At 72.7% G+C, this 15,019-nt stretch carries 16 protein-coding genes; 12 read left to right on the top strand and 4 right to left on the bottom strand.

Features of this window, described 5'->3' with window-relative positions; all coding sequences use genetic code 11:
* Window positions 1-94: 94 nt before the first annotated feature.
* Genes HD596_RS49060 through HD596_RS49010 form a run of 11 tightly spaced genes read left to right on the top strand, consistent with a single transcriptional unit; the run spans window position 95 to window position 11,312 of the window.
* Window positions 95-1,036, top strand: a complete 942-nt coding sequence (locus HD596_RS49060) for a 3-hydroxyacyl-CoA dehydrogenase NAD-binding domain-containing protein (protein ID WP_185076175.1) — start codon at window positions 95-97, stop codon at window positions 1,034-1,036.
* Entirely contained in the window at window positions 1,033-2,307 is a 1,275-nt protein-coding gene (locus HD596_RS49055) for a beta-ketoacyl-[acyl-carrier-protein] synthase family protein (protein ID WP_185076174.1), read from the top strand. The genes HD596_RS49060 and HD596_RS49055 overlap by 4 nt, the downstream gene beginning before the upstream one ends.
* A complete protein-coding gene (locus HD596_RS49050) occupies window positions 2,304-3,572 on the top strand; it encodes a ketosynthase chain-length factor (protein ID WP_185076173.1) in 1,269 nt (422 codons plus the stop codon). Before HD596_RS49055 ends, HD596_RS49050 begins: the two co-directional genes overlap by 4 nt.
* A gap of 33 nt (window positions 3,573-3,605) precedes the next feature.
* Entirely contained in the window at window positions 3,606-3,863 is a 258-nt protein-coding gene (locus tag HD596_RS49045) for an acyl carrier protein (RefSeq protein ID WP_185076172.1), read from the top strand.
* Window positions 3,860-5,560, top strand: coding sequence for an acetyl-CoA carboxylase, carboxyltransferase subunit beta (gene accD, locus HD596_RS49040; protein ID WP_185076171.1), 1,701 nt, complete (start codon window positions 3,860-3,862; stop codon window positions 5,558-5,560). Before HD596_RS49045 ends, accD begins: the two co-directional genes overlap by 4 nt.
* On the top strand, window positions 5,557-6,135 hold the full coding sequence (locus tag HD596_RS49035) for an acetyl-CoA carboxylase biotin carboxyl carrier protein (RefSeq protein WP_185076170.1): 579 nt from the start codon (window positions 5,557-5,559) through the stop codon (window positions 6,133-6,135). Before accD ends, HD596_RS49035 begins: the two co-directional genes overlap by 4 nt.
* Window positions 6,136-6,140: 5 nt before the next feature.
* The gene (locus tag HD596_RS49030) at window positions 6,141-7,499 is read left to right on the top strand and encodes an acetyl-CoA carboxylase biotin carboxylase subunit (RefSeq protein WP_185076169.1); all 1,359 of its coding nucleotides are present in this window, start codon (window positions 6,141-6,143) and stop codon (window positions 7,497-7,499) included.
* Window positions 7,496-8,563, top strand: a complete 1,068-nt coding sequence (locus tag HD596_RS49025; RefSeq protein ID WP_185076168.1) for a glucose-1-phosphate thymidylyltransferase — start codon at window positions 7,496-7,498, stop codon at window positions 8,561-8,563. The genes HD596_RS49030 and HD596_RS49025 overlap by 4 nt, the downstream gene beginning before the upstream one ends.
* A complete protein-coding gene (gene rfbB, locus HD596_RS49020; protein WP_185076167.1) occupies window positions 8,560-9,486 on the top strand; it encodes a dTDP-glucose 4,6-dehydratase in 927 nt (308 codons plus the stop codon). The genes HD596_RS49025 and rfbB overlap by 4 nt, the downstream gene beginning before the upstream one ends.
* Window positions 9,483-10,343 carry a dTDP-4-dehydrorhamnose reductase gene (gene rfbD / locus HD596_RS49015; protein ID WP_185076166.1) on the top strand — a complete coding sequence of 287 codons (861 nt, stop codon included), beginning with the start codon at window positions 9,483-9,485 and terminating at the stop codon, window positions 10,341-10,343. Before rfbB ends, rfbD begins: the two co-directional genes overlap by 4 nt.
* A gap of 51 nt (window positions 10,344-10,394) precedes the next feature.
* Window positions 10,395-11,312, top strand: a complete 918-nt coding sequence (locus tag HD596_RS49010; RefSeq protein ID WP_185076165.1) for an MBL fold metallo-hydrolase — start codon at window positions 10,395-10,397, stop codon at window positions 11,310-11,312.
* Between the two features lie 29 nt (window positions 11,313-11,341).
* On the opposite strand, the gene HD596_RS49005 is transcribed toward HD596_RS49010, so the two are convergent.
* On the bottom strand, window positions 11,342-11,857 hold the full coding sequence (locus tag HD596_RS49005) for an LUD domain-containing protein (protein ID WP_313046512.1): 516 nt from the start codon (window positions 11,855-11,857) through the stop codon (window positions 11,342-11,344).
* A gap of 26 nt (window positions 11,858-11,883) precedes the next feature.
* Here HD596_RS49005 and HD596_RS49000 point away from each other — a divergent pair, with 26 nt between their 5' ends.
* Entirely contained in the window at window positions 11,884-12,183 is a 300-nt protein-coding gene (locus tag HD596_RS49000) for a winged helix-turn-helix transcriptional regulator (protein ID WP_313046510.1), read from the top strand.
* Between the two features lie 9 nt (window positions 12,184-12,192).
* On the opposite strand, the gene ssuE is transcribed toward HD596_RS49000, so the two are convergent.
* Genes ssuE through HD596_RS48985 form a run of 3 tightly spaced genes read right to left on the bottom strand, consistent with a single transcriptional unit; the run spans window position 12,193 to window position 15,016 of the window.
* Window positions 12,193-12,699 carry an NADPH-dependent FMN reductase gene (gene ssuE, locus HD596_RS48995; protein WP_185076164.1) on the bottom strand — a complete coding sequence of 169 codons (507 nt, stop codon included), beginning with the start codon at window positions 12,697-12,699 and terminating at the stop codon, window positions 12,193-12,195.
* 14 nt (window positions 12,700-12,713) lie between these two features.
* Window positions 12,714-13,865 carry an acyl-CoA dehydrogenase family protein gene (locus HD596_RS48990; protein ID WP_221519944.1) on the bottom strand — a complete coding sequence of 384 codons (1,152 nt, stop codon included), beginning with the start codon at window positions 13,863-13,865 and terminating at the stop codon, window positions 12,714-12,716.
* On the bottom strand, window positions 13,862-15,016 hold the full coding sequence (locus tag HD596_RS48985) for an LLM class flavin-dependent oxidoreductase (RefSeq protein ID WP_185076162.1): 1,155 nt from the start codon (window positions 15,014-15,016) through the stop codon (window positions 13,862-13,864). Before HD596_RS48985 ends, HD596_RS48990 begins: the two co-directional genes overlap by 4 nt.
* Between the last annotated feature and the right edge of the window lie 3 nt (window positions 15,017-15,019).

Here is a 15,019-nt window from a genome sequence, read left to right as displayed (position 1 = left end):
TCCTGGTTCGTCCTGGACTTGAGTGCACCGCGAGGAGAGCCCGTGATCCTGACGGGTGTACGGCAACCGAAACGATCGGGGATGGTGACGGCCCATGGCCGCTGAGGCGACAATTATCGGCGCGGGAACCATAGGGCTCGGGTGGACCGCCCTGTTCCTCGCCCGCGGGCTCCGGGTACGCGTGAACAGCCGCCGCGCGGACGCCGAGCGCGTCGTACGTGAGGGCCTGGAACTGTTCGCGCCCACGATCCCGGGCGGCGGCGCCGACCCGGAGGAACTGGTCACGCGGTTACGGATCGAGCCGGATCTGGACCGCGCGCTCGACGGCGCCGACGTCGTGCAGGAGAACGCGCCGGAGAACCTGGAGCTCAAGCGGGAGCTGTTCGGCAAGGTCGCCGCGGCGGCGCCGCCTGACGCGCTGCTGCTCAGCTCCACCTCGACTTTCCTGCCCGAGGACATCGGCGCCGATCTGCCCGACCCGCGCAGGGTCCTGGTCGGCCATCCGTTCAACCCGGCGCACCTCATCCCGCTGGTGGAGGTCGTCGCCGCGGAAGGGGCCGATCCCCGGCTCGCCGAGCGGGCCGTGGCGTTCTACCGGGAGCTGGGCAAGACGCCGATCGTGCTGGACCACGGCATCAACGGGTTCGTGGCCAACCGGCTGCAGTCGGCGCTGCTGCGCGAGAGCATCCACCTGGTCCGCTCGGGTGTGGTCACGGTGGAGCAGCTCGACGCCGTGGTGGTCAACTCGATCGGGCTGCGCTGGTCCACCGTCGGGCCCTTCCAGTCCTTCCACCTCGGCGGCGGTCCCGGCGGACTGCGCCACTGGCTCAGCCATCTGGGCGCGGGGCTGGAGAAGGGCTGGGCCGGGCTCGGCAGCCCGCCGATGGACGAGCAGACCGTGCGCACGCTCATCGACCAGGCCGATCAGGCGTTCGCGGGCCGTACGTACGAGCAGCTCGCCGCCGAGCGGGACGCCAGGCACACGGCGGTGCTGCGCGCGCTGGCCGAGCTCGGCGAGGGGGACGCGACCCGATGAGCCGCACAGCCGTGATCACCGGCATCGGCGTCGTCGCACCCGGCGGCGTCGGCGTCAAACCCTTCTGGGACCTGCTCGTATCCGGCCGCACGGCCACCCGGACGATCACCCACTTCGACGCCTCCCCGTTCCGCTCCACCGTCGCCGCCGAATGCGACTTCGACGGGGTCGCCGAGGGGCTGACACCGCAGGAGCTGCGCAGGATGGACCGCGCGGCCCAGTTCGCCGTCGTGTCGGCCCGCCAGGCGCTGGCCGACAGCGGGCTCGCGCCGCAGGAGCTCGACCCGTTCAGGACCGGCGTCGCCATCGGCAGCGCCGTGGGGTGCACGACCAGCCTGGAACGGGAGTACGTGGTCGTCAGCGACGGCGGCCGCGAATGGCACGTGGACCCCGACTACGCGGTGCCACACCTCTACGACTACTACGTGCCCAGCTCGATCGCCGCGGAGGTCGGCTGGGCGGTGGAGGCGCAGGGCCCGTGCACCGTCGTCTCCACCGGCTGCACCTCGGGCCTCGACGCGGTCGGTCACGCGGTCCGGCTGATCGAGGAGGGCTCGGCCGACACCATGATCGCCGGTGCGTCGGACGCGCCGATCTCCCCCATCACCCTGGCCTGCTTCGACGCCATCAGGGCCACCACCCCGCGCAACGACGAGCCTGCCACGGCCTCCAGGCCCTTCGACAACACCCGCAACGGGTTCGTCCTCGGCGAGGGCTCGGCGGTGTTCGTCCTGGAGGAGCGCGAGCGGGCCCTGGCCAGGGGCGCTCACGTGTACGCCGCCATCGAGGGGTTCGCCTCCCGCTGCAACGCCTTCCACATGACCGGCTTGCGACCCGATGGCAAGGAGATGGCGGCGGCGATCAGCGCCGCGCTCGACGAGGCCCGGGTCGCGCCGGACGAGGTCGGTTACGTCAACGCCCACGGCTCCAGCACCCGCCAGAACGACCGGCACGAGACCGCCGCCTTCAAACGCGCCCTCGGTGACTCCGCCTACCGGACGCCGGTCAGCTCGATCAAGTCCATGATCGGCCACTCCCTCGGCGCGATCGGCTCGCTGGAGATCGCCGCCTGCGCGCTGGCGATCGAGCACGGCGCGATCCCGCCCACCGCCAACCTCCACGAGCCCGATCCCGAGTGCGACCTCGACTACGTCCCGCTGGTCGCCAGGAACGCCGCCGGCCTCGACACCGTGCTCACCGTGGGCAGCGGCTTCGGCGGGTTCCAGAGCGCGATGGTGCTCACCGGGCCGCGGCGGGCGGGCCGCCGATGAGGGGGACGACGGCCGCACCGGCGACCGGCACGACGGAGAGGACGGTGGCGGGGACGGTGATCACCGGCATCGGCGTCGTCGCGCCGATCGGCCTCGGCGTCGCCGACTACTGGGCCGCGACCCTGGCCGGCCGGTCCGGCATCGGGCGCATCACCCGGTTCGACCCCGCCAGATACCCCGTGGTGCTGGCAGGCGAGGTCTCCGGCTTCGTCCCCGCCGACCACCTGCCCGGCCGGCTCATCCCGCAGACCGACCACATGACCAGGCTCTCGCTCGTGGCGGCCGAGGAGGCGCTGGCCGACGCCGGCCTCACCCAGGAGACCCAGCCTGAGTACGGCGTCGGTGTGGTGACCGCGGCCGGAGCGGGCGGCTTCGAATTCGGCCACCGAGAGCTGGAGAAGCTGTGGCGCGACGGCCCCGGGCACGTCAGCGCGTACCAGTCGTTCGCCTGGTTCTACGCCGTCAACACCGGCCAGATCTCGATCAGGCACGGCTTCCGCGGTCCGAGCGGCGTGCTCGTCTCGGACCAGGCGGGCGGCCTGGACGCCATCGCCCAGGCCCGCAGGCACGTGCGCGCCGGCGTGCCCGCGGTCGTGACGGGTGCCGTGGACGGCTCCCTGTGCCCATGGGGCTGGGTCGCCCAGGTGAGCACCGGGCAGCTCAGCCGGGCCGACGACCCGGCCGGCGCCTACCGCCCCTTCGACGCCGCCGCCTCGGGGTTCGTGCCCGGCGAAGGCGGAGCCATCCTGATCGCCGAGGACGACGCCGCGGCCGCGGCCCGCGGCGCCCGCGTCTACGGGCGCGTCCTCGGCCACGCGGCCACCTTCGACAGGCGGCCCCGCCCCGGCGCGCCCGCCGACCCGCTCGGCCTGCGCCGGGCGATCGAATCGGCCCTGGCCGAAGCCGGCCGCGCCCCCGGCGACATCGACGTGATCTTCGCGGACGGGGCCGGCGTCCCGGACCTCGACCGCGCCGAGGCGGAGGCGCTCGTGGCCGTCTTCGGGCCCCGCTCGGTGCCCGTCTCCATCCCCAAGACCATGACCGGCCGGTTGTGCGCCGGCGCGGGACCGCTCGACGTGGCGGCCGCGCTGCTGTCGATCAGGGACGGCCTCGTCCCGCCCGCGGTGCACGTCCGGCCGCATCCGGACTACGGGCTCGACCTCGTCGTGGGCGAGCCGCGTCCGCGGCGCGTCCGCACCGCCCTGGTCGTGGCCAGGGGCCTGCGCGGCTTCAACACCGCGATGGTGGTGGGCGGGCCGGTCTGAGCCGCGCCCGACAACATTCCAGGAGGGATCTTCATGAAACCGCTCACGCTGGCCGGCCTGGCCACGATCCTGCGTGAGGTCGCGGGCGAGGACGACGCCGCGACCCTAGAAGGCGACATCGCCGACGTCCCGTTCGCCGAACTCGGCTACGACTCCATCGCCGTCCTGGAGATGGCCGCGTGTCTGAGCAGGGACTACGGCGTGAATCTGTCCGACGAGGACGTTCTCGGTGACGCCACGCCAAGGAAGGTGCTGGAGCTGGCGGGCACCGAGATCGCGCCGGCGCCGTGACCGCGACCACGCTCCGCCCCGCCGCGACCGCCCCCTGGTGGCGTTGCGACGGCTGCGGTTACCTCGTCTACGCCAAGCGACTGGCCCGCTCGCACGGTGTGTGCCCCGAGTGCGGGCACCACCGGCGCATCCCCGCCGGGGAGCGGGTCGAGCTGCTGCTGGATCCGGGCACGGCCGAGCCGATGGACGTGCCGTACCCGCCCGACGACCCGCTGGGCTTCGCCGACACGCGGCCGTACCGGGAGCGGCTGGCCGAGGCGCGGGCCCGTACCGGGCTGGCCGAGGCGGCGATCGCGGCGCGCGGCCGGATCGGCGGCGTGCCCGCGGTGCTCGTGGTCATGGAGTTCGACTTCCTGGGCGGCAGCCTGGGCGGCGCGGTGGGCGAGCTGATCACGGTCGCCGCCGAGACCGCCCTGGCAGAACGCCGGCCGCTCGTCATCGTGGCCGCGTCCGGCGGCGCCCGCATGCAGGAGGGCGCGCTCGCGCTCATGCAGATGGCCAAGACCAGCCAGGCGCTGCTGGCGCTGGACCAGGCGGGCCTGCCGACCGTATCGGTGATCACCGATCCGACCTACGGCGGCGTGGCGGCCTCCTTCGCCACGTTGTGCGACGTCATCGTGGCCGAGCCGGGGGCGCGGATGGGGTTCGCCGGGCCGCGGGTGATCGAGCGCACGATCGGCGAGCGGCTGCCGTCCGGTTTCCAGACGGCGGAGTTCCTGCTGCGGCACGGACAGATCGACGCCATCAGGTCCCGCGACGAGCTGCGCCCCACGCTACGACGCCTGCTGCGCACCCTCGCCCCCGCGGAGAGCCGGCCGTCCCTCGCGAAGGCGACCGCCCGGTCGTCCTCCGCCGGGCCCTCCATCCTCCTGACCGACCCGGACCGGCTGCCCACCACCGACCCCTACCAGGTCGTACGCCTGGCCAGGAGCCTCGACAGGCCCACCGCCCTCGACTACGTGCACTGGCTCGTGGACGACTTCGAGGAGCTACGCGGCGACCGCCTGGGTGGCGACTGCCCCGCCACGATCGGCGGCGTCGGCACCCTCGACGGGCAGCCCATCGTCGTGATCGGCCAGCAGAAGGGACACGACGCCGCCGAGCTCAGGGAGCGCAACTTCGGCATGCCCGCCCCCGCCGGGTACCGCAAGGCCGGCCGGCTCATGCGGCTGGCCGCCAAGGTCGGCATCCCCGTTCTCACGCTGGTGGACACGGGAGGGGCGTACCCGGGAGTGTCGGCGGAACGCGAAGGACAGGCCGTCGCGATCGCCGAGAACCTGCGCCTCATGGCCGGCCTGCCGGTGCCGATCGTGTCCGTGGTGATCTCCGAGGGCGGCAGCGGCGGGGCGCTGGGACTGGCCGTCGCGGATCGCGTCCTGATGCTGAGCAACGCCGTCTACTCGGTGATCAGCCCCGAGGGTTGCGCCGCGATCCTGTGGCGCGACGGAACGGCGGCGCCGAGCGCGGCCCGCGCGCTGGGTCTGGACGCGCGCGACCTCCTGGCCCGGGGCGTGGTGGACGCGGTGCTGCCCGAGCCCGACGGCGGCGCCCAGGCCGACCCGGCGGGTACGGCGTACCTGCTGGGCGAGGCCGTCGCCGCGACCCTGGCCGAGCTGCGGGCGCTGCCCGCCGCGGAGCTGACGGCCCGCAGGAGAGCCCGGTTCCGGCGGCTCGGGTCCCGGGCGGTGGTGGGGTGAGACGGGAAGGAGACACGTTCGACGGCGTGCTGGTCACCGGGCGCCGGGACGGGCCGTCGGACGAGCGGCGAGATGCCCTCCTGGACGGGCGGCGCAACGGTCTGCCGGAGGACGTGCCGCCGGAGGGGCTGCCTGATCTGCTGGCCGCGGCGCGGGCCGGCGTACTCGACCTCCTGGCCGGCCTGCCCCGGCAGCCGCGTACGCTGCGGCTGGCCGTGGGACCGGTGACCATCGAGCTCGACTGGCCCGAGGAACCGGCATCACCCTCGCCGTCGCCGGCCCCCGCGCCCACGCCCGCCCCGGCCGGCGCACCGCGGGACGAGGGGACCGTCCCCCTCGTCGCGCCGTCCGTGGGCGTCTTCTACCGCGCCCCAGAGCCGGGCGCCCCACCGTTCGTGGCCGAGGGCGACACCGTCGTACCCGGCCAGAAGGTGGGGCTGATCGAGGCCATGAAGCTCATGATCCCCGTCGAGGCCGACCGGCACGGCCGCATCGTCGCCTGCCTCCAGCCGGACGGGACCGCGGTCGAGTACGGACATCCGCTGTTCGCCGTCGCACCGGCACAGGGCGGGTGAGCGGCATGTTCGACACCGTCCTCATCGCCAACCGCGGCGAGATCGCGCTGCGCGTCGCGCGGGCCTGCCGGGAACTGGGCGTCAAGGTGGCCGTCGTGTACTCGACCGAGGACGCCGGCGGCGAGGTGGTCCGCTACGCCGACCGGGCGGTGTGCGTCGGCCCCGGAGCGGCCAAGCACAGCTACCTCAACATCCCGGCGGTACTGGAGGCCGCCCGCATGGTCGGCGCGGACGCCGTGCATCCCGGCTACGGCTTCCTGTCGGAGAACGCCGACTTCGCCGAGCTCTGCGCCGCCGAAGGGCTGACGTTCATCGGTCCGCCGCCCCACGTCATCGAGGCGCTGGGCGACAAGTCGTCCTGCCGCTCCCTCATGGCGCGGGCGGGCCTGCCGATGCTGCCCGGCACGCTGGAACCCGTCGAGACCCTGGCCGAGGCGCAGGAGGCTGCCGCGGCCATCGGCTGGCCCCTGGTGGTCAAGGCCGTCGCGGGCGGCGGCGGGCGCGGCATCGGGGTGAGCCGGACGCCCGAGGACCTGTCGTCCGTCTACCGCGAGACCAGGCGGCACGCGAGCGCCCTGTTCGGCGACGGACGCGTCTATCTGGAGCGCTACCTCAGCCCCGCCAGGCATGTCGAGATCCAGGTGCTGGCCGACCGGCACGGCAACGTCCTGCACCTCGGCGAGCGCGACTGCTCGGTGCAGCGCCGCCACCAGAAGCTCGTGGAGGAGACGCCGGCGCCCGCGCTCGGCCGCGACCTGCTCGACGAGATGGCCGCGCACGCCGTGCGAGGCGCCAGGGCCGCGGGTTACGTCGGTGCCGGCACCTTCGAGTTCCTCGTGGACGCCGCGGGCCGCTTCTCGTTCATGGAGGTCAACTGCAGGATCCAGGTCGAACATCCGGTCACCGAACTCGTCACGGGCATCGACCTGGTGCAGGAGCAGATCCGGATCGCGGCGGGTCATCCCCTGCGGTTGCGTCAGGAGGACGTCGTGCCGCGTGGGGTGGCCATCGAGTGCCGGGTCAACGCCGAGGACGCCGTGCGTGACTTCGCGCCCACGCCGGGCCGCCTCGAACAGTTCGCCGTGCCCGCGGGCCCCTTCGTCAGGGTGGACACGCACGCGGGCGCGGGCGGTACGGTGTCGGCCTTCTACGACTCCCTGCTTGCGAAGGTGTCGGTGTGGGCGCCCGACCGTGACGGGGCGCTGGCCAGGATGCGGCGGGCGCTGGGCGAGGTCCGGATCGCGGGCCCCGGCGTGCGCACCACGACCGCCTTCCTGGAATCGGTCCTCGCCAGCCCGGACTTCCGCGCCGGACGCTATGACACCGGCCTGGTCGAACGCCTGCGGCAGGAGGACCCGCGGTGAAGGCTCTCTTGCTCGCCGGGGGGTCGGGCACCAGGTTGCGGCCCATCACGCACACCTCGGCCAAGCAGCTGGTGCCGGTGGCGAACAAGCCGGTTCTCTTCTATGGCCTGGAGGCCATCGCGGCGGCGGGGATCCGGGAGCTGGGCCTGGTGGTGGGGGACACGCATGCGGAGATCGAGGCGGCGGTGGGCGACGGGTCGGCGTTCGGGCTGCGGGTGACGTATCTGCGGCAGGAGGCGCCGCTGGGGTTGGCGCACGCGGTGCTGATCGCCCGGGAGTTCCTGGGTGACGAGGACTTCGTGATGTATCTGGGTGACAACTTCATCGTGGGTGGGATCAACGAGGTGGTCGAGCGGTTCGTGAGGGAGCGGCCGGCCGCGCAGATCATGCTGACGAAGGTCGCGGAGCCGCAGGCGTTCGGGGTGGCGGAGTTGGACGCGGGCGGCCGGGTGGTGGGGCTGGAGGAGAAGCCGGCGCGGCCGAAGAGTGATCTGGCGCTGGTCGGGGTGTATCTGTTCAGCGCGGCGGTGCATGCGGTGGTGGGGGAGTTGAAGCCGTCGTGGCGGGGTGAGCTGGAGATCACGGATGCGATTCAGGGGTTGATCGACGCGGGGTTGCGGGTGGAGTCGTCGGTGATCTCCGGTTATTGGAAGGACACCGGGAACGTGACGGACATGCTGGAGGTGAACCGGCTGGTTCTGGAGTCGGTGGAGCCTCGTGTGCTGGGGCGGGTGGACGGGGCCAGTGAGCTGATCGGGCGGGTGGCGGTGGAGGCGGGGGCGGTGGTCGAGCGGTCTCGCGTGGTGGGCCCGGCGATCGTGGGCGCGGGGGCGAGGGTGCGCGACAGTTATGTCGGTCCGTACACCTCCATCGGGGCTTCGTGTGTCATCACGGGCAGTGAGATCGAGTATTCGATCGTGCTGCCGAGGGCTTCCATCGCCGGTGTCGGGCGCATCGAGTCGTCGCTCATCGGCCGGGACGTGGAGGTCACCCCTGCGCCGCAGACGCCCAAGGCGCATCGCCTGCTGCTGGGCGATCACAGCAAGGTGCAGATCGGGTCATGAGCCGCATTCTGGTAACCGGGGGAGCCGGGTTCATCGGCTCGCATTTCGTCCGGAGCCTTCACGAAGGGTTGGTCACGGTTCTCGACAAGCTGACCTATGCCGGGAATCGGGCCAATCTGGATGGGGTGCGGCACGAGTTCGTGCATGGAGACATGTGTGATGCCGGTCTGCTGGCAAAGGTCGTACCGGGTCATGACCTCGTGGTGAACTTCGCGGCCGAGTCGCACGTGGACCGGTCGATCGCCGGTGCGGGGGAGTTCGTGCGCACCAACACTCTCGGGACGCAGACGCTGCTGCAGGCGTGCCTGGAGGCGGGGGTGCCGAAGGTGGTGCAGGTGTCGACCGACGAGGTGTACGGGTCGATCGACGTGGGCTCGTGGGACGAGACGGCCCCGCTGCGGCCCCGCTCACCGTACGCGGCGTCCAAGGCGGGCGCTGACCTGATCGCCCGCGCGTACGCGATCACGTACGGGCTGGACGTGTCGATCACGCGTTGTGGCAACAACTACGGGCCGCGGCAGTATCCGGAGAAGCTGATCCCGCTGTTCGTCACGAACCTTCTGCGGGGCAGGAAGGTACCGCTCTATGGCGATGGTGGCAACGTACGGGACTGGATCCACGTCGAGGACCACTGTGCGGGCATTCGCCTGGTCGCGGAGAAGGGCGAGCCGGGCGAGGTCTATCACATCGCGGGCACGGCGGAGCTGACGAACAAGGAGTTGACGGCGCACCTGCTCGAAGCCTGCGGCCGGGATTGGGAACTGGTCGAGCACGTGGCCGATCGCAAGGGCCACGACCGCAGGTATTCCCTGGACGACTCGAAGCTGCGGGCACTGGGCTACCGCCCCCGGGTGCCGTTCGAGTGGGGGCTGAAGGACACGGTCCGCTGGTACGCCGAGCACCGGGACTGGTGGAGGACATGAGCTGGCTGATCACGGGAGCGGGCGGGATGCTGGCCGCCGACGTGCTCGATCGCACGGCGCTGACCGGCGAGCCGGTGCTCGCGCTGGGCCGCGCCGAGCTGGACGTGCGCGACCGGCGCGCGGTGCGCGACCACATGGCCGCCCACCGGCCCAAGGTGGTGGTCAACTGTGCCGGATGGACCGCGGTGGACGACGCGGAGGCGAAGGAGGACCAAGCGCTGGCGGTCAACGGCACCGCGGTGCGCTGGCTCGCCGAGGCGTGCGACGTGGCCGGAGCCCGGCTCGTGCACGTGTCCACCGACTACGTCTTCGACGGGACCAGCGCCGAGCCCTATCCGGAGGACGCGCCGACCGCACCGCTGAACGCCTACGGCCGCACCAAACTGGCCGGAGAACGGGCCGCACTTGAGCACGGCCACTATGTGGTGCGCTCCGCCTGGCTGTACGGGACACATGGCGCCGACAACTTCGTGCGCACGATCATCCGCATGGCGGGTGAACGGCCGTACCTCGACGTCGTGGACGACCAGCGCGGCCAGCCCACCTGGACCGCCGACCTGGCCGACTACCTGGTCCGGTTGGTGCAGTCCGGCCTGCCGCCGGGCGTCTACCACGGCACCAGCGCGGGCGAGACGACCTGGCACGGATTCGCCAGAGAGATCTTCACTCTGCTGGGCGAGGACCCCGCCCGGGTACGCCCCGTGCCGACCTCCGCCCACCCCCGCCCGGCGATGCGCCCCGCCAACAGCGTGCTGGCCCACACGCGCTGGGATCCGATCCGCCACTGGCACACGGCCCTGCGAGCCGCCTGGCCCGCCCTCGCCCGCGCCGCACTTCGTCACGCGTGGCGGCGATGAACGCCTGGCGGACCGGGACCGTTGTCGTTCACACCCTGAGGAGGTACGGCCATGCGACAGACGGTCGCCGAGCCCGAGGTGCACGAGGTCGCCGACGGCGTCTTCGCCTATGTCCAGCCCGACGGCGGCTGGTGCCTGAACAACGCCGGGCTGGTGGTGAGCGAGTCCGGTGCGTTACTGGTCGACACGGCGGCGACCGAGGCACGTGCCCGCCGGCTGAAGGACACGGTGAGCCGCATCGGCGGCGGCCCGCCCCGCCTGGTGGTCAACACCCACCACCACAGCGACCACACCTTCGGCAACTTCGTCTTCGCGCCGGACTCCCTCATCCTGGCCCAGGAACGGTGCCGGGAGGAGATGTCCGCCTCCGGTTTCGGGCTGTGCGGGTTGTTCCCCGGCGTCGAGTGGGGCGACCTCGCGCTGGCCCTGCCCGAGGCCACTTACCAGGACCGGCTGACCGTGCACCTGGGAGAGCTGCGGGTGGAGCTCATCCATCCGCCGGTGCCCGCGCACACCACCAACGACACCGTGGTGTGGGTGCCGGAGCGTGGCGTGCTGTTCACCGGGGACGTGGTGATGTCGGGGGTGACGCCGTTCTGCCTGATGGGCTCGATCGACGGGTCGCTGCGCGCGCTGGAGTGGCTGCGCACGCTCGGAGCCACTGTCGTGGTGGCCGGGCACGGGCGGGTGGCCGGACCCGAGGTGCTGGACGAGGCCGAGGCGTACCTGAGGTGGGTGCGGAAGGTGGCGGCGGAGGGCGTGCGTGCGGGCCTGCCGCCGCTGCTGGCCGCCAAGGAGGCCGACCTCGGCGGCTTCGGCGCGCTGCGCGACTCGGAGCGGCTGACGGCCAACCTGCACCGCGCCTATGCCGAACAGCTCGGCGGTGCCCCTGGCGTCCCGCTGGACGTGCTGGACATCTTCCAGGAGATGGTCGCCTTCCACGGCGGACCGCTGACCTGCCACGCCTGACGATCGCCCTGGGATCAGCCGGGGGTCGCTCAGAACGCGATCGGCTCACGCACGAGCACGACCGTGGCCCGCTCCGGCAGGGCCTCGCGCTCCACGATGAGGATCTTGCCGATGAACGATGACTGTCCGAACTCCTGGAGGCGCCGGTGCTCGCGCGGCAGGCTGTAGGAGCGGACCCGCCGCAGTGCCGTCTCCAGGTCCGGCACCACCTTCTGGGCGCCGGCCACCCAGACGACCTTGCGTGCCCCCGACGCGTACGGCGCGAGCCGGCTGCCGCTGGCCGAGGCGATGACCAGGCGGCCCTCCTCCGTCACCGCGTGCACGCTGCCCACGACGTACTCGGCCGTGGCGCCGAGGCGGATGACAGCCTGCACGTCTCCCTTGGGGTCCTCGGCTGCGGCCCGGACGGAGGCGAACCGGCCCGACTCGTCGAGGTCGGCGGCGATGCCGGACAGCCGGAGAGTCTCGCTGGAGGTGGTGAAGACGCTCTCGTCGCCGGGGATCAGTCCGGTGACGAGCTCGCGGGCCTCGGCGACGCTGTCCACGACGTGCACGATGCGGCGCGAGCTCCGTGCTCAAGGCGCGCGACGAGATGACCTGCCAGGTCCGCGACGTCCTGAACCGTGTGGGGAACAAGTGGACCCTGCCGGTCGTCAACGAGGTCGGAGCCGGCCCGCGCCGCTCCAACGAGCTCAGGCGCGCCGTTCCCGGTATCAGCCAGCGCATGCTGACCGCCACCCTGCGCCTGCTCGAACGCGATGGGCTGGTCACGCGCAGCGTCTACGCCGAGGTGCCGCCTCGCGTCGACTACGAGCTGACGCCGCTCGGCCTGGCCCAGGGCTCGCTGCCCCTCGCCCGAGATCCCGGGTGACGAACGGCGTCAGGCGACCGCGCGCAGCGGGACCGCGTTCACCTCGTCGGCCAGCTCGCGAAGCCGGGGCCGCAGCTCCTCGGCCAGCGGGGTGATCTGCGTGTCCAGCACGAACAGCCCCCGCGTCACGTGCCGCGCCCCCAGCACGCTGAGCACCGGCCGCAGGGCGTAGTCCACCGCCAGCAGATGCGCCTGCGTGCCCCCGGTGGCGATGGGCACCACGGTCTTGCCGGCGAACGCCTTCTGCGGCAGCCCGTCGAGGAAGGCCTTGACCAGGCCGGTGTAGGCGGCCTTGTAGATGGGCGTGGCCAGGACGATCACGTCGGCTTCGGCCACGGAGCGCTCCGCCGCCACGATGTCCGGATGGTCGCGGCCGAGCAGGAGCGGCTCGGCGGGCAGGTCGCGTAGGTGGAGCAGGGAGACCGCGCCGTCCAGGAGCTCGGCCACGTGGTCGAGGAGTCGTCCGGTGCGGGAGGTCGCGGACGGGCTGCCCGAAATCAGAAGCACGGGGGTCATGACGGAGATCCCTTTCAGAACAGGCCGTTCAGCGGCGGCTGCGTGCCGGTGAGGTGGTAGGCGCCGACCACGGCGGCCTTCCAGGCGCGGGGGTTGTGGTTGGCGACGGTCCTGGCGTTGCGCCAGTGCCGGTCGAGGTTGTGGCGGCGCGCGACCGCGGAGCCGCCGCCCACGTCGAACAGCAGCTCGGCGGCCTTCAGCGCCGACTCCGCGGCGACGAACTGCGCCTGGGCCACCTCGACGGCCGCGTCTGTGAGCAGGCCGGGCTCCAGGTCGCCGCCCCAGGCCCGGTCGATCGTGGCGGCGGCCCGCAGGACCGCGGATTCGGCGGCGTAGGCGCGGGCGGCGATCTCGCCGACGGCGTGGCGCACGTACGGGTCGTCCACGGAGCGGGCGGCGCCGCTGTGCTGGATCGGGCGGGCGCGCTCGCGGGTGAAGGCGACGGCGTCGGTCAGGGCGCCCCGCGCGATCCCGGCGAGCACGGCGGCCAGGTAGAGCTGCATGAACGCGCTGACGGGGGAGCGGGCGCCGTTCCCGGGACGTTCGGCGATCTCGTCCTGCAGCACCTTGACCCCGTTCAGCCGGGTCGTGCCGCTGGCCGTGAGCCGCTGCCCGATCCCGTCGAAGTCGTCGAGGAGTTCCAACCCCTCCCGGTCGCGCGGCAGCGTGAAGAACACCCGCTCGCCGGAGTCGTCCACGGCGGACGCGCTGACCCAGTCCGCGTACAGCGCGCCTGTGCTGTAGTACTTGCTGCCGTTCACGACGCCGTCGCGGTCGATGCGGGTGCGCACCTCCCCGCTGGCGCCGCCGATCTCCCAGCCCGCGTTGCCGAACACGTCCCCGGCCAGGAAGCGCGGGAACCAGCGTTCGCGTTCCTGCTCGGAGGTGGTGAGCAGGTGCTCGACCCGGCCGAAGCCGGGGCGGACCGCCTGGGCGATGTTGGAGTCGGCGGCGGCCAGGGAGATGAGGAAGTCGAACACCTCGGCCACGCTGGAGCCGCCTCCGCCGTACGAGGCGGGAATGCGGAAGGTGAGCAGGCCCGCGGCGGCCAGGGCGCGGATCTCACCCTGCGGGAGCTCTCGGGCGAGCTCCCGCTGCCCGGCCCCGGCCGCCAGCTCGGGAAGCAGCTCGGCGGCGCGCTGCCGCAGCTCCGTCAGCGTGCTCACTGGGCTCCCGCCGTGGCGAACGGGATCGAGGCAGGTCCGGCGGACGCCGGCTCCGCGGGATGCCGCCACAGGCCGCGCTCGCGCAGTAGGGGAAGGACGCCTTCGCCGAACCAGTACGCCTCCTCCAGGTGCGGATAACCGGACAGCACGAACTCGGTGAGCCCGAGCCGGTGGTACTCCTCGATGCGGTCGGCGACCTCGGCGTGGCTGCCGACCAGCGCCGTGCCCGCCCCGCCGCGCACCAGGCCGACGCCCGCCCACAGGTTCGGGTAGATCTCCAGGTCGTCGCGCCTGCCGCCGTGCAGGGCGAGCATGCGCTTCTGCCCCTCGGACTCGCTGCGGCCCAGGCCGGCCTGCACCTTCTCCAGAGTCGCCTGGTCGATGCCGTCGAGCAGCCTGCGCGCCTGCGCCCACGCCTGCTCGCTGGTGTCGCGGGTGATGACGTGCAGCCTGATGCCGTGCCTGAGCGTGCGGCCCTCGGCGGCGGCCAGCCCGTTCACCCACGCGATCTTCCGGGCCACGGCGTCCGGCGGCTCGCCCCAGGTGAGGTAGGCGTCCACGTGCCGCGCGGCCACCCGGCCCGCGGCGGGAGAGGAGCCGCCGAAGTACACGTCGGGCACCGGATCGGGCAGCCGGTTGAGCCGGGCGTCCTCGACCTGGAGATGATCACCGGACAGGCTCACCGTCTCGCCCTGCCACAGCGCCCGTACCACCTGCAGGAACTCGTCGGTACGCGCGTAGCGGGCGTCCTTGTCCAGGAAGTCGCCGTACGCGCGCTGCTCGTGGCTCTCCCCGCCCGTCACCACGTTCAGCAGCAGCCGCCCCCGCGAGTGCCACTGGAAGGTGGCCGCCATCTGCGCGGCGAGCGTGGGGGAGACCAGGCCGGGACGGAAGGCCACCAGGAACTTCAGCCGCTCGGTGGTGTCGGCCAGCATCGCGGTGGTCAGCCACGCGTCCTCGCACCACGCGCCGGTGGGCGTCAGCGCGCCGACGAAGCCGACCTGTTCGGCCGCGTGCACGATCTGGCGCAGGTAGGACAGGGTCGCGGGGCGGGCGCCGGACGCCGCGCCCGCCGGGAGCCCGTGGCCACCGCCCACGACGTCGCGGCTGTCGCCGTACGTGGGCAGGAACCAGTGGAACGTCAAAGTCATCGT

Origin of the sequence: Nonomuraea jabiensis, from assembly GCF_014204795.1 — a bacterium.
GTDB classification, from domain to species: Bacteria; Actinomycetota; Actinomycetes; order Streptosporangiales; family Streptosporangiaceae; genus Nonomuraea; species Nonomuraea jabiensis.
The sequence above is the reverse complement of the archived record's forward strand: the minus strand, read 5'-3'. Positions and strand labels throughout refer to the sequence as shown.

Bases quoted from the DNA above. Each gene is read 5' to 3' on its own strand.
- rfbB (WP_185076167.1), top strand. From the start codon at position 8,560: ATGAGCCGCATTCTGGTAACCGGGGGAGCCGGGTTCATCGGCTCGCAT.
- HD596_RS49045 (WP_185076172.1), top strand. From the start codon at position 3,606: ATGAAACCGCTCACGCTGGCCGGCCTGGCCACGATCCTGCGTGAGGTC.
- HD596_RS49055 (WP_185076174.1), top strand. From the start codon at position 1,033: ATGAGCCGCACAGCCGTGATCACCGGCATCGGCGTCGTCGCACCCGGC.
- ssuE (WP_185076164.1), bottom strand. From the start codon at position 12,699: ATGACCCCCGTGCTTCTGATTTCGGGCAGCCCGTCCGCGACCTCCCGC.
- HD596_RS49050 (WP_185076173.1), top strand. From the start codon at position 2,304: ATGAGGGGGACGACGGCCGCACCGGCGACCGGCACGACGGAGAGGACG.
- HD596_RS48985 (WP_185076162.1), bottom strand. From the start codon at position 15,016: ATGACTTTGACGTTCCACTGGTTCCTGCCCACGTACGGCGACAGCCGC.
- HD596_RS49030 (WP_185076169.1), top strand. From the start codon at position 6,141: ATGTTCGACACCGTCCTCATCGCCAACCGCGGCGAGATCGCGCTGCGC.
- HD596_RS49060 (WP_185076175.1), top strand. From the start codon at position 95: ATGGCCGCTGAGGCGACAATTATCGGCGCGGGAACCATAGGGCTCGGG.
- rfbD (WP_185076166.1), top strand. From the start codon at position 9,483: ATGAGCTGGCTGATCACGGGAGCGGGCGGGATGCTGGCCGCCGACGTG.
- HD596_RS49010 (WP_185076165.1), top strand. From the start codon at position 10,395: ATGCGACAGACGGTCGCCGAGCCCGAGGTGCACGAGGTCGCCGACGGC.